This is a genomic window from Bacteroides sp. BFG-637 (genome assembly GCF_024793605.1).
GTDB classification, from domain to species: domain Bacteria; phylum Bacteroidota; class Bacteroidia; order Bacteroidales; family Bacteroidaceae; genus Bacteroides; species Bacteroides vicugnae.
The window spans coordinates 4,071,626-4,086,675 of the sequence record NZ_JANUPD010000002.1 but is presented as its reverse complement, the minus strand read 5'-3'; the positions used below and the strand labels follow the sequence as shown (position 1 = coordinate 4,086,675).

General features: G+C 43.2%; 7 protein-coding genes and 1 pseudogene. 1 reads left to right on the top strand and 7 read right to left on the bottom strand.

The window, feature by feature from the left end; all coding sequences use genetic code 11:
• Positions 1 to 31: 31 nt before the first annotated feature.
• The 6 genes and pseudogenes from NXX38_RS15715 to NXX38_RS15690 all read right to left on the bottom strand — a co-directional run bounded on the left by NXX38_RS15715 (position 32) and on the right by NXX38_RS15690 (position 11,824).
• Positions 32 to 2,018 (bottom strand): annotated as a pseudogene (locus tag NXX38_RS15715) (hypothetical protein).
• A gap of 17 nt (positions 2,019 to 2,035) precedes the next feature.
• Positions 2,036 to 4,753 carry a DUF4458 domain-containing protein gene (locus NXX38_RS15710; protein WP_195649050.1) on the bottom strand — a complete coding sequence of 906 codons (2,718 nt, stop codon included), beginning with the start codon at positions 4,751 to 4,753 and terminating at the stop codon, positions 2,036 to 2,038.
• A 21-nt stretch (positions 4,754 to 4,774) separates the two neighbouring features.
• Positions 4,775 to 6,379 carry a DUF5003 domain-containing protein gene (locus NXX38_RS15705; RefSeq protein WP_195649049.1) on the bottom strand — a complete coding sequence of 535 codons (1,605 nt, stop codon included), beginning with the start codon at positions 6,377 to 6,379 and terminating at the stop codon, positions 4,775 to 4,777.
• 24 nt (positions 6,380 to 6,403) lie between these two features.
• On the bottom strand, positions 6,404 to 7,309 hold the full coding sequence (locus tag NXX38_RS15700) for a DUF4984 domain-containing protein (RefSeq protein WP_195649048.1): 906 nt from the start codon (positions 7,307 to 7,309) through the stop codon (positions 6,404 to 6,406).
• A gap of 18 nt (positions 7,310 to 7,327) precedes the next feature.
• On the bottom strand, positions 7,328 to 8,863 hold the full coding sequence (locus tag NXX38_RS15695) for a RagB/SusD family nutrient uptake outer membrane protein (protein WP_258980111.1): 1,536 nt from the start codon (positions 8,861 to 8,863) through the stop codon (positions 7,328 to 7,330).
• 18 nt (positions 8,864 to 8,881) lie between these two features.
• Positions 8,882 to 11,824 carry a TonB-dependent receptor gene (locus NXX38_RS15690; RefSeq protein ID WP_217721516.1) on the bottom strand — a complete coding sequence of 981 codons (2,943 nt, stop codon included), beginning with the start codon at positions 11,822 to 11,824 and terminating at the stop codon, positions 8,882 to 8,884.
• A gap of 650 nt (positions 11,825 to 12,474) precedes the next feature.
• Between NXX38_RS15690 and NXX38_RS15685 the strand changes: the two genes are divergently transcribed.
• On the top strand, positions 12,475 to 14,400 hold the full coding sequence (locus NXX38_RS15685; protein WP_195649045.1) for an NAD(+) synthase: 1,926 nt from the start codon (positions 12,475 to 12,477) through the stop codon (positions 14,398 to 14,400).
• Between the two features lie 71 nt (positions 14,401 to 14,471).
• Here the strand turns inward: NXX38_RS15685 and NXX38_RS15680 are convergent, their stop codons facing one another.
• Positions 14,472 to 15,035, bottom strand: a complete 564-nt coding sequence (locus tag NXX38_RS15680; RefSeq protein ID WP_217721515.1) for a tyrosine-protein phosphatase — start codon at positions 15,033 to 15,035, stop codon at positions 14,472 to 14,474.
• Positions 15,036 to 15,050 lie beyond the last annotated feature (15 nt).

Below are 15,050 nucleotides of genomic sequence, written 5' to 3'. Positions count from 1 at the left end.
TTCCTTATTAAATTATTCTTGTTAATGATATTTATTCTACTGTATCCGATAATACAAATACTTTGTAATACAACGGATAAGCTACGCCGTCAACCTTTTGGTTTGTTCCAGGGTCTTCACTGCCGTAGTAGTAAGAATAATCGTAGTTCACGAGTTCCACATTGCTGAATCCAACTGTATCTCCTGAAGAATTCTTACCCCCTTCCTGCTGGTTAAATACCATCGTTTCCGGATTCCAGTATGCAAAGTACGGATGGAACAGCAACCAATTCGGTATTTTACCAGTCATGAAGTTCTGATTAAGATGTAACGTACGGGCAAACGGCAATACACGCAGAATATCCTGTCCTCTTAACGCATCCTGATCCTTATAAGTAACCCAATTGTCAGTGGATAACAACCATTGGCAAGTATCCTGAGATAACTTAGACTCATAGATAGCAGGAGTAGCATCCAGTTCATCTTTAGTAAAGAAATCTTCTTGCTGATAAGTAAGCGGTTTCTTCGCTGCTGTCAACGCATTCTTCACTTCTTCGTCCGTCGGGAATTCTCCTTCGAGGAAGTTATACGACATTTCTAATGAAATCAACTTATCCCATGTCAACAATTTCAAGAAGGCTTCTTTTTCCGTGTATTCTTTGGATACGTCTGCATGCAAGCCGACGTCTCTTCCATTATATTTGCCTCCACTAATAAGACTTAAATCACGCAATACATCCGTAGCACGGCATCCGGTCAATGTCAAAGCCTTCAACTTGCCGAAATTCTTCTGATTCACCACATTGGTAATCACAGACAATGACGGGAAATTGTTACTTCCCAAATACAATGTTTCCAGCTTATTCCCTAAGTTAATAAAATTATCGGGGAAAGCATTGATACCTACAGAATATACAGTCAAATGTTTCAAATATTGTAACTCACCGATTTCCTCTCCTAGAGAGATTGTACGGATCTGACTGTTTTCATTACTCTGAACTGCGAATGATTCCTATATATTTCAAATGCCGAATCTCCTTGGGCAAGGCTTCACCATCTTGCAGGTTAATCATCGCAAAACTTACAGAACGCACACGGCCTACCGCTTCCTCAGGAAGTTCGTTGTTTTGTATTTCTTTATCCGTAGCTTCCCAAAGCGTCACATTCGCCCAGTTCATCATATTTTCACTGGCATCAATCTGCGTCATAGACTGAAGTTTATTATTGATAGTAATCACCGCCAGCGAGTCGCCCGAACGGTTATCTTCAATCTTCATAGCAGCTTCCTGTCTCACAGTCAGCACCACTGCATCTATCTTATTACCGTTTTCATCGACCAAATCCTTCAGGTCCTCGGGATCTTCCGGAATCAGACGAATTTTAGCTACACGGGTATAAGGAACCACATTCATTCCCCAACGGAAATCTACTTTTATGGTACGCGGACGCGCTCCACGGTCTAACTCCACATTCAAATCTTTCTCTTTCGGCAATGTCAACCAATCTGCGCGGTCACTCTCTGCATCCGCTTTTTGTTCCTCCGACATAGTTGCCTCTTCAGCGAAAGAATAATCTACTCCGTCTATTCTGAATTTGACATTTGTAGAGATAGTACTTTTGAAAACACGTTCGTCGTAACGATCCGAACTAGCTATTTTCACTTCCGACTCTTTTATCAAGATTTGCTTGCTAAAACCAAACTGTGTAACCGTTACCTTTTGAGGTGTTCTGCCGTTCATGGCGAAAAGTATCTCCGTTGTACGTGCAAGGTTTTGCAGTGTGGAGTCGATAGCTATCTCACATACCGCCGAACCGATACCGTTGGCAGGCGAAATGGCTAACCAAGGTTCCTTGGTGCTCGTCACCCATTGATCGCTGGACGATACGGCAATCTTTTCGACTCCACCTTCGGCACCCATCGTAATTTCGGTCTTATCCAATGCAAGCCCCTCGATTCCCGGTTCGTCATCATCCTTGCACGAGGTCACTAACGCCGTGCAAAGAATCAGTCCTAATGTTATTTTACTAATATACTTCATTAATAGAATCTTTTATATTATCGTTCAATACCCAAAGCATCACAACCACGAATATCCTGTGTCTTATCATAAAGCAATACATACATGCCTGCCTCGATATAAGGACATACACTGGTTACATCCAAAGAGATATTCGGATTGTCTGCAATCTCTAATATATAGAGCCGTGAAGTGAGTGTTTCGTTCACTTTACGAATATCATTCGAACCAATCTGCAATTGCAGCAAACTCGGACAAGTAGTGATACCCGTAGGCCATTCACGCAAAGTACGGTTACCATCCTTATCGCGCTGGTGGCGGATACCGAAAGCTTTCAACTGGCTACTGTTCAGCGGCTGCGTCGGGAACTTGGAGAAACAGTTGTAGCTGACATCCATATTTGTCAAATAAGGCAAAGTCGTTGCACGGAAGTCATCCGACAGGCTTGTCAACTTATTGAAGCGCAAATCTATCACCGTGAGCAGATGCGTATTCTTATAGTTTCCGTTCTTCGGTTTCAGTGAGTTTTCCGGAATAGAGGTCATCATGTTACCGCTCAAATCAATAGTTCCAATTGGAGAACCTGTTGCAAACAGTTCTGTAGGGAATTTACTGATTTGATTATTTGACAGACTGACTGTGCTGGCATTGATACCCTTATAATCCGCCATAGAACAATTAATATTCTTTCCATCCACCGAGCCGATCTCATTGTAAGAGAAATCCACTGATGCCATTACATATACTGATTTGGCATTGAAGATATTCGGGATATATTTCAACTTGTTATTAGAGAAGTTCAGTCCTTCTACCTGCTCGGTAAAAGCACAGAAGTTATCCGGAATTTCTTCAATTTGATTATTGCCCAACATCAGGGTGGTCAGTTTAACCTTCGTACCAAAAGCATGTACCGTATGTATATTATTATGCACGCAATCGAGCAAGCCAAGCTTAACCATCTTCCCTAAAGACTCAGACGGCGGAAATTCTTCCAGATTGTTATAACCCAGATAAAGTATCTGGATTTTAGGACCAGTCTTCTCCTCAGCAAGCTTTGTCCAGTCAGCTTTCAGTTGACCGGCACTAATGCCTTTGTTGCAGGCAAGGTTCAGAGACTGTATCTCGGGCAATTCATAGATAAAATCCGGAACCCTATCCATCTTAGGACAGTTATAAAGCTCTATATCTGTTAAATCTTTCAGATTGCTCCAACTCAAATCTTCATCAGCATACTGCTTAGCATATTCCGAGTTCTCATTCTCCCACTCCGTAGCAATAGCATCGGCGAGAATAGGTGAATTGGCGATATTAAGGTTCTGCAATTTTGTCAACCGCATGAGAGCTTTCGAGATAAATGTGATACGGTTGGTAAGCGTACCGATTTGCGTATCTTTCAGCGTGATGCGGTTATCCTTCTTTATCGGCTTCATATCCGGATCACGGTTGATGCTTTCTTGCAGCATTTCCGACATATGAGAGCGCGGGTCGTAATCAAGGAAAGTCCGCTTATAGTGCATGCGTATCCTCTCTTTCTTCGCATCGTCCATGTCTGGTGTCAATTCTTCGTCACCGAATAGTCTGCCGCTCAGCATTTCGCTGTGTGTACCGAAAGCAAGGGTTTTCAACTCCGTCAATTGTCCGATAGCATCAGGCACTCTTCCTTTAGCACCGAAGCCTGCGAGCGAAAGTCCGGTTATACGACCGTTTTCGTCCAGTTCGACGCCCGGCTGGTTCCCCCACATATCCAGTTCCTTATTGAAGTTCCAGTTTTTACTGTGAACTGTATTATCCACCGTACCGCCATTGTAGCTCCAATTCTTTCCGTCCAAAGCCTCCCAGATTTGTTTCAAGGCTTTATAGTCCTTGATATATTCTGCGGTTTCCTTTAACTGGATAGGTACGATCGCTTCGCTTGTCAGTTCGTTATCTTTCACAACAATAGGCTCGCTTCTTACAGCTTGCGTTTCCAGTTGGGGTTTCGTGATACCCTTTTGTGTGTAAGTGGTATAAGCTACTACCTGATAAGTACCGGAAGGAACCCATACGGCAGAGTCGCAGGTTGCTTCTTCTATATCCATGTACTTATCTTCCGGATTAGCAGGATTCACACTTTCCTTTGAACCTTCTTTATAAGTAACCTTCATGCCTTTCAACTCTGTAGTTTCACGGGTAAAGGTATTCATCAAGGTGACATCGATAAAGCGAATGCTGCTGAACAGATATTCACCTGTGGCACGTGTGTTAGCCCATTGTTTCGTCAACTTGAAAGTCAGCATACCACGAGATACGGCATCTACTGTCAATGCTTTCTCTTGAAGTCCTCCGGCTATAACGGTAAAATCTTCGTTATCTCCACCGGGACCTGCCATGATTTCCTTATCGAGTTTGTCATACAGCACGTAACCGATCACCTTATACGTACCGACTACTAACTTCAATTTATCACTGCGCACACCATATTCCGCATTGCCTGCATTATATGAGTTCAAGGGCAATGTTTGTGAAACGGTGGTACCGTTGTGCACCATCACCACCTTTATCTTCTGTGCCGTAGACAACGTTTCCAGTTTGTCCGTCACACGGGTGGTTCCTTCCTTTCCAAAAGAGGCGTCCTTGTAGAGTTTGAACTGCACATAGCCGTATTGGCTTTGCAGTATTTCCTCATCATCGTCGGAACAACCGCTTACTACCACTATTGTCAGTAGACTGACGATTAGCGGCAGGAAGAATATTGAGTATAATTTATGTAAATTCATTTACTAAGTTATCTAAGTTAATTAATTGGCAGGAGTAATTACCAGAGCTTTCTTAAAGATCCAATCAGTTCCTTTAAAAACAACTATTAAATCCTCTGTAAAAGGAGTAGGTATAGTGATTCCCAAATACATACCATCAGAATCCATTGAAGTTTCGAGACGTACTTCTACATCTTTATCCTCACGATTAATAACATAAGCCTCTCCCGTCCATTCACTGTCTGATAATAAGGGATAAATAGAGAAGTAATTTCCTGCATCAGCGGAGATTGAATAAACCTTAGCATTCTCTAGCTGATAGTTTCCTTGAAGAAGATTTAATATATCCTCATCAGTTGCTTGCGTTGCTGAAATTTCTTCATATCCAGATTTCTTTATCAAAAAGCTTTTCGGTCCCGTTTCTTCTTTCACTTCTTTTTGAGTAAAAGCCATGATAAGATTACTTTGTTCATATCTATACTCTATTTCTCCTTCTTCATCAAGAATAACTTCTTCTTCCTTATCTTTAATATCCCTTTCATATACTTCACGTGGAAATGCAAGAATATACCCGCTTCTTTCTTCTGGATCACCATTCCAAGAGTTAGGCTTATATTCATCAATAATGATACTTAAATTCCCCTTTTCCCCTTCGCAATGCATCCAGTCATAAGTAAAGAAGTCATACATTGAACCTACAAGGTGAATTTTATCGTCCCAACCCTTACTCATGAATACAATTACATAGTCATCTTCCAAAGTTTTAATAGTAAATGGCAGTCTCCTTTGTAGAGTTGTAGTTCCTGTACCACCTATACTTTGTTGAGTAAGTGTCTTTCCATCCATTGTAACAACCCAACCTGTAGCAAAAGTTGTTGGAGTAGTAAGTTTTATCTCCGTTGGATTCATTCCCTCATAATAAACAGGAAACTCATAGAATGCTTTTCCTTCTTCATCGGCAAACGTAATCACATTTTTCTCAATATTTGCTTCAACCGGATACTTCTCACGATTTTCATCTTGTATGATCTTCAAACCGCCTGTCACTTCTTTATCCACAGCGCCAACAAAAGAACCACCTTGCAGTTCTACCCAGCCCGGCAGATTAGTAGCAGCAAAACGGAAGTTAGCTTTTACTTTGAATTGAGCAAAGTTGTCATATCCTACCTTAAGTCCAATGGTTTTATCGATTTCATTTCCCTCAAGGTCGAATATCTTCAATTCCGTACCCACAGCCGAACGAGTAACTTCACCAATCACGATAGTCTCACCATCCATTGTCAATTCCAATTTAGCTACGCTCGCTTTCTCTATCTTTTGGTCGTCGTCCGTAGCCATAACGGTTACTGTATGCGTACCGGCAGTTCCGGATACCACATATTCTTCCGTAGTATCACTTTTGAACTTACACCAAATGGCAGAAGAAGCCAAGCTCCAGTTTGTATTCGCCGTAAAAGTAAAATCGGTTGTTTCACCAGCATTGCAGACGATATTCTGCTTTGCCGGAAATACAGGAGTCTCCGCCTTATCATCATCGTCCGAGCATGCCGCCAAACAGAAAGTTGCGAGCAAGCCAATGAAGAGCCAACTCTTGCAGAACATCTTCATGCAGGAACCTCCTTGTGGTTTTAAACTAAACTTTTTCATATCTATTTTCTATTACTTATTTTTTTAATATCCTTGTTCTTTTAATTTTTCCGCTTCCGCATCACTTATCCATTCGATGATATTGATAAACGTGCCCACTATGCCATAAAGCGAACCATCTTTGTTGTTCACACTCAATGTGACATACTGCATGATGAAAGTCTCATTCGTACTATAGAAAGAAGTATAAGCTGCCGGCTGGCTCATCAGCAACTTTCCGTCACCGTGAATGGTGTTGAAAGCCTCTGCCGTAGTGGCACACATATGTTCTTCCATTTCAACCAACGGCTCCAATACATCTTCCCGGTTGAAAGTGATTTCCGTATCATAACCGTCAAAATATAGACCATGAATAGCAATCGTATTCTCCTTGCCTTCCACTACATCCGACTTAACCAGACGAATGTCCGTCTTCTTCGGATAATAATCGGACGACAGATAACTGGAAGTGACTTTACACCATCCAGTAAACTCCTGAATGTCAAACGGAAGAATCTTCTGCATCACCACTTTCGCCCCTGTTCCGTAAATATCCCAACGATCTTCTTCGGGCACGACGAGCCGTAGGGAGAAGCCCAGCGAGTCGGTAATCTCCATACTGTCATACATACCTTGCACCTGCAAGTTGGCAACTCTTTCGCCCGCTTTGATGGTGACGGTGTTCGACAATAACTTATAATGCTTGCCTTCTACGGCATTGCTCTCCCGGTCTATCACTTCCACAGCAAAGGTGCGGTCGTAGTTGGCTGCCACAGTAGCAGCGACGGGAACGTTGAATATCTCATTCGTTTCTTGCACGGCATAAGTATAAAGCGTGTCAGAAAACATAAGATAATTAGCTCCGCTGTATGTCACCTTGTCCTGCTCGCAGCCGGAAAAAACCGTCAGCGCAGCGACGGCTGCCATACATCCTATTAATAATTTCTTCATTATCGTATGCTTTTAATCTTATTTGTTACTTTCATTCGGTTGTACTTGTGAGCCGGGAGCATCCAGTTCATGCTGCGGTATCGGCCATACGAACAAAGGATCATCGGCTTCTACTTTCAGTTTACTGCCGTTCTCCAATGACTGTGCCTGCGGCTTGCGTTCAAATCCGTCATGCCAACGTTTCAAGTCGTGAAGACGGAAACCTTCCATATAAAGTTCCTTCACACGCTCTTCTTTGATCACCTTCATCGCATTGGATGCGCTCAAGGCGGTAGAACCTCCGTAAGTAGCGTAGCGAGCCGTACGAAGCGCAGTAATATCTTTTCCGGCACGTCCATAATCGGGAGCCGACTGACTGACATATGCTTCGGCACGAATCAGGTACTGTTCCGACAAGCGGAGCACTTTCGGCATGCACACGTGAAGAATATTCTCGTTTACAAACGATTCATTACCAAAATACTTTATCAGCAAAGGCCATGAAAGCCCGTGGCTGTAACCAGTCTGATAGGTCAGGAAGAAAGTGGATACGCGCAAGTCGTTGTTATCGTATAAGTTGATAACCCACTCTGCCGGCACGTAATCGGGACGGACTGTACTGAAATCGTAATTAAAGAAAATCGTTCCCAGCCTGCCGCCATAAGAGTCAATGGTAAAACCGACTTTGAAGATAATCTCCGTAGCGTTGTCGTTGGTCCACATATACTTATAATAACTGGCGGTAGAAGTATAGTTCTGGGTACAACTGGACAGGAGGTAGTAACCACTGTCTATCACCTTGCTGGAATACTTGATAGCATCTTCCCAGTTCTTCATATAAAGAGCGACACGCGCACGCAGAGCGTAGACAGTGTATTCGTTGAAATAAATAGCATTGTTGAACAAAGCGCCGTCGGTAGCTGGATCATAATCTTTATCCAATGCCAACAGTTCGGCTGCACGGTCAAGATCGTCGAGGATAAACTGGTAAGAGTCCTTCAGCGAAGCACGCTTCATTTCCTCATCTCCCTGATAGTGCCGGGTCAGGATAACACCCAGTTCATTGGCTGCCTCCGCATCGCTTTCGTAAGCCTTGCAGAAACATTTCACCAACTCCGAATAAGCAAGCGCACGGGCAAAATAAGCTTCTCCGCAACACTGGTCGATCTGGTCGAGGTCATTGTCATCGGTTGTGTTCTTTCTCACCGCATCCACGCGGTCGAGCAGGAAGTTACACCGGTTGATTACACTATACAATCCGGCATATACAGCCTCAATGCTTGTATTGGTAGCCAGAATGTCTTTCCAGCGCCAGATGTCTCCGTAAGTATTCGTATTTCCGTTTATTCCGTACACGAAATCCGCCTGCAAGTCGGGCAGCAAAGTGAGGTTGCCGGAATAAAGGGCGCTGTTCTTAAAAGCATCGTAAATACCTACCACTGCCAGATTTACATCATCCACCGTCTTGATAGCGTCATCGAAAGGAATGGAATCCTCCGGCATCTTATCCAAACAGGAGATGGTGGAACATGCCACGGCAGCCAACAAGATATATAATTTAAATTTCTTAATCATGTTTCTTTAATGTACTAGTTAAAATGAAACTTCAACCCCCAGAGTAAACTGGCGCGAAGACGGATATTGTGCTCTGTAAACATTATCGGCCACTTCCGGGTCGAGTCCGGTGAAACCGGTCCATGTCAGCAGGTTCTGCCCTTGCAGATAGATGCGGGCGGAAGAGAAGAAATTGGTCTTCTTCAGCCACAACTGCGGAAGCGAATAAGCCAGCGTCAGATTCTTCAGACGAAGGAAAGAAGCATTCTCGAGAAAACGGTCATCCAACTGGGCTACCACGCCATAACGGGGAATATCCGTTACGTCACCCGGCTTCTTCCAACGGTCATACAGCAGTCGTTTCGACTGGTTGTAGGAGCTGTACAGTCCGTTACTTTCTTCAAAGAAACGGTCGTTGTTCATCACATAGCGGTCTGCCATCCAACTGAATTGTGCCGACAGTGAAAGACCTTTCCATGTAAGGGTTGTCCCGAAACCGCCCGCCCACGGAGAGTCGAACGTCTTGCCGGTCATTACTTTGTCTTCTTCACGGAATTCGGTAGTCAGTTCTCCGTCAGCAGTATACCACAGAGCGTCTCCGTTGGCAGGATTTACGCCTGCATAGCGGTTCATGAAGTATTCATGTACGGGATGTCCCACTACATACTTCAATCCGGTGGTGGAGTTTACATATTCTTGCACGCCGTTGTAGAGTTCAAGCAACTTGTTCTTGTTGTAAGAAACGTTGGCGCTCAGGTTCCAAATGAAATCCTTCGTGCGGATCACATCACCGTCTACCGCTATTTCCACACCGCGGTTCATCATGGCACCGATGTTTTCCCAACGCCACCCTTCGCCGGTGCTAGCATACGAAGTAGGCACGTTCATCAGTATATTGGTGGTTTTCTTATGATAGAAGTCGATGTTCACGTTCGCACGGTTGAAAATACCGAAATTTATGCCGACGTTGTTTGCCCATGTCTGTTCCCAACCCAGATCTTCGTTTCCGCTCTGTGCAGGATACAGGCCTGCTTGGTTGAAGTAATTGGCGTTGCCGGAAACCAGTGCGAGATGCTGGTAGAAATTAATCTCCGAGTTACCCGATGTACCGGTGCTCAACTTGATTTGTGCGCTTGTCAGCCATTCCACGTCTTTCAGGAAAACCTCATTCTTGATGTTCCACATAAAACCGAGCGACCAGAAAGTACCCCAACGGTGGTCTTTACCGAAACGGGAAGAAGCATCGGTACGTACAGCACCTTCGGCATAATATAAATCTTTATAGTTGTATTCGCCACGGAAGAAGAACGACAAGTAAGCGTAAGAGCTAGTGGTATCCACCCATGAAGAGGCGCGCGTACCGGCAGTGACATTTGTCAGACGGTCGTTGTTCTGTCCTCTGGTGACTACTTGGAATCCGTTAGAACGATAGTCCACGCCTTCCTGTCCCAGCAGGAAATTGAAAGAATGGTCGTCGTTCAGCGCCCAACGGTAATTTGCCGTAACGGTTTCCGTCAGATTCAGGATATCCGATGAACTACGTCCGGCGCTACCTGAACTGTTATTGATAATGTAGCTCGGGAAAGACTGCATGAAAGCCGTAGAGTGCGCATAGTCCGCACCGAACTGTGCACGCACAGTGAGGTCTTTTACCGGAGTAAGCTCTGCAAAGACGGTAGACAACAATTTATACTTCTTGTGGTTCACCGGATTATTAGACATCCATTCGATAGGGTTCTGTCCGGTTCCCGTCCAAGTTCCGTCGTTCTGCGAAGCCAGAGAACCGTCCTTATTATAAGGACTCCAATAAGGCAGCATGAAACGTGAACCGGAGATCGGAGTATAAAGTGCCATTTCTCCTTCTTCTGCCTGCGCCACTTCTTCATAAGCCATCATTGTGTTGGTTCCCATCTTCAACCAGTTGCTTGCTTTCACTTCTGCATTGGCACGCAAGTTGTAACGACGGAAAGTAGAGTTCTGCGCAATACCGTCCTGATCGTAAAAACCACCGGAAACGTAGTAGTTGAGGCGATCGGTAGCACGGTTGACCGACAATTCGTAGCTCTGCAACGGAGCGCGGTCGTTGAAAACTTCATCCAGCCAATTGACATCGGTACGCGAAAGCAAGGTGTAATCCTGACCGGAGTCCAGACCGATTTCTTTTTCAAACTGGATACGCTCGGGCGTATTCATCATCATCCAGTTGTCATCCGACGCCAGTTGTGAGAACCCCCACTGCGCACGCAACGATACCTTCGCCTTGTCTAGCGACAATCCGCGTTTGGAAGTGATTACCACCACGCCATTTGCCGCACGGGCTCCATAGATAGAAGTGGAAGAAGCATCCTTCAGCACAGATATGGATTCGATATCTGCCGGACTGATTGTATTAAAATCAGCGCTCGAAATAGGCACACCGTCCAGAATAAACAACGGAGACGTGCCCGAATTGATAGAATTCGTGCCTCGAATCTGGAAGACCGCCGATTTGCTGGGTTCTCCGGAATTGGAGATCACCGTCAGACCGGGCGTCTGTCCCTGCAACGACTGGTCGAAACCCGCTGCCGGTACATTTTCCATCTTTTCCGCTTTTACAGTGGACACGGCTCCGGCAATGGTTCCCTTTTTACGGGTTCCGTACGCCACCACCACAACTTCGTCTATTAATTCGGAATCCGAAACCAGCCGTACATTCAACGTCCCCGTATGCGGGTTGACTTCATGCTGCTGGGATTGCATACCGACATAAGAGAACAGCAAAGTAGCCTTCGCCGTACCCTTAATTTCAAGAATGTAGTTACCGTCTACATCGGTAATCACACCATTTGTTGTCCCTTTCTCCAGAATGGACACGCCAATCATCGGCTCATTATCTTCCGCTGAAACTACATGTCCTGTGACTTTATATCCTCCCTGTGCCAGAATCATGAGAGGGATATTCGTCAGAGCAAAGAGTACAAACAAGAGAATTGATTTTCTCATCTTTGATACTTGAATTAAAAATTAATATAATTGATTTATTTTTGTGAAATTTCTATAATAAGGAATACACTTATCTTCGCGTATGAAATAATAATACGCTCCTTCCCCCAATCGGTTACAAATATATCTTGCATCGACTTGGGGTAGATTATATTTTCTATAAAATAGAATAGGAGTTAAACTAACTTGGCAGATTTTTTATATTACGCCAAATATCCAAATAGATTTTTCGTGTTACTGCTGTGTGAATTAAATGTTTGACCATCTGCTCTCTTAAGTTATAAATTAAACACTAATATTACTTGTTCTGTTTTAGGTTTATGTACTTTCAATGTTGTTATATTTTGGTTACAAATATATATATTATAATTAAATAAAAGAAACAATATGTCGCATTTTTTTATACCATATTTCCACTTCTATCTTTTTGCTACATATTTAAGTCTATATAATCCTTTTAAGAAACAAATTCAAAATATATTCCAGCATAAATTAGATATTCACATTCATTTTGATAGTTTAATTAATTGTTTAAACAACAAATACCATAACCCATAAAAATAGCTTATTGAGAGGATTCAATACAGAAAAGAAAAATATTCAAAACTATTTCCTATTTTTGCACCCATTATATATAAATAAGGTATAAGATGAACTACGGATTTGTGAAAGTAGCTGCAGCTGTGCCACACATAAAGGTGGCTGACTGCAAATTCAATGTAGAGAAGATAGAAAGCTTGATTGCAGTAGCCGAAGGCAAAGGAGTGCAAATGATCGTATTTCCGGAAATGAGTATTACCGGATATACTTGTGGCGACCTGTTTGGACAGCAGCTTTTGCTTGAAGAGGCAGAAATGGGGCTGATGCAAATCCTTAATAATACTCGTCAATTAGACATTATTTCTATTGTTGGCATGCCTGTTATTGTCAATTCGACAGTAATCAATGCAGCCGTAGTGATCCAGAAAGGGAAAGTATTGGGGGTTGCCGCCAAGACTTATCTGCCGAATTATAAAGAATTCTATGAACAGCGCTGGTTCACTTCGGCACTTCAACTGACAACCAATAACGTACGGCTTTGCGGACAAGTAGTTCCGATAGGTGCCAATCTGCTTTTTGAAACTTCGGATACGACTTTTGGTATCGAAATATGCGAGGACCTTTGGTCTACCATACCTCCCAGCTCTTCATTGGCATTACAAGGCGCAGAAATTATTTTCAATATGTCTGCTGACAATGAAGGCATCGGAAAAAACAATTATCTCTGCTCTCTTATTAGCCAGCAATCTGCACGTTGTATTGCCGGATATGTATTCTCATCATGCGGCTTCGGAGAGTCTACTACCGATGTCGTTTTTGCTGGTAACGGACTGATTTACGAAAACGGTTCGCTTCTTGCGCGCAGTGAACGTTTCAGTATGAAAGAACAACTTATTATTAGTGAAATAGATGTTGAACGTATCCGGACTGAACGTAGAATCAATACGACTTTTGCCGCCAATCAGGCAAATCTGGGAGATAAAAAAGCTGTTTCTATTGCAACAGAATTTGTTAATAGCAAAGAACTGGAATTAACCCGGAAATTCAACTCTCATCCTTTTGTACCACAGGGAGCAGAATTGAACGAGCATTGCGAAGAAGTATTCTCCATTCAGATAGCCGGACTGGCACAAAGATTGGTTCATACCGGAGCTAAAACTGCCGTAGTCGGCATTTCCGGTGGATTGGATTCAACACTGGCACTGCTTGTTTGCGTGAAGACTTTTGATAAGTTGGGATTGTCCCGGAAAGATATCCTTGGAATCACAATGCCGGGTTTCGGAACAACAGATCGTACTTATCACAATGCCATTGGTCTGATGAAATCGCTAGGTATTTCTATTCGTGAAATCAGTATAAAAGAAGCCTGTATCCAGCATTTTAAAGATATAGACCATGATATAAATGTACACGACGTTACATACGAGAATTCGCAGGCACGGGAACGTACACAAATATTAATGGACGTAGCCAATCAAACTTGGGGAATGGTGATCGGTACAGGAGATTTATCAGAACTTGCACTGGGATGGGCAACCTACAATGGCGATCATATGTCGATGTACGGAGTAAATGCAAGTGTACCGAAAACTCTGGTGAAGTACCTGGTACAATGGGTAGCGGAAAACGGCATAGATGAAAATTCAAAAGCGTTTTTACTTGACATAGTAGACACTCCTATTAGTCCGGAACTGATTCCTGCAGATGAAAACGGAGAAATTAAACAAAAAACAGAAGATTTGGTAGGTCCTTATGAGCTGCATGACTTCTTCCTTTATTATTTTTTACGTTGTGGTTTCCGCCCATCCAAGATATTCTATCTGGCCAATATTGCATTCAAAGATGTCTATGACGAAGAAACCATCAAGAAATGGCTCTCTACCTTCTTCCGTCGTTTCTTTAATCAACAATTCAAGCGTTCTTGCTTGCCGGATGGCCCCAAAGTAGGAAGTATTTCTATCAGTCCAAGAGGAGATTGGAGAATGCCAAGTGATGCTAGTTCAGCCATGTGGCTTAAAGAAATAGAGGCTCTATAAGGCAGCCTACCGATATGGTTGTGCCAATGCGGTGGCACAGTTGTGACAGAGTGATGGCACAGACGGGAATATTAGAACTCTCCGCCTGCCATTACTTCTTCTCTTATTAGCTCCACATTGGCTTCTTTAATTCTTCTAATAATATTCTTATAGATTCGATGAAAGCCATATCCCCCTTTTGTCATCTCATGGATGGCATCTTCTTTCGAAGCATTTTGAAAAACGATACGATAAAAGGCACAAACAGCCCCTGTGCGATCAGAACCATGATGACAATGGAAAACAATAGGGGCCGTACGATTTTTAATAATGCGCAATGCTTGTATCAATTCCTTTTCACTAATCGAATGTGCTTTGGTTTTTACCCGGTGAAGTTTTAGACTTGTTCCTTTTGCTTCATCATCATCGCTGTGTCTGTTCCGTAGATTAAGAACTTCCCCAATCCCATACTTTTCCAAAGCTTTAAAATCATCTTTAGAGGGTTGTTCCGAGCGGTATACCCCGGAATCAATCTTATACAGATTGGTCAACTCGCTATCGGGAAGAGTAATCTTCTCTACTTTCAAATTCTGACTAAAAACAGATATAGAGAAAATTACTCCCCAAAGTAGGCTTAACAAGATTCTTTTCTGCATAAGTCTATGTATCAT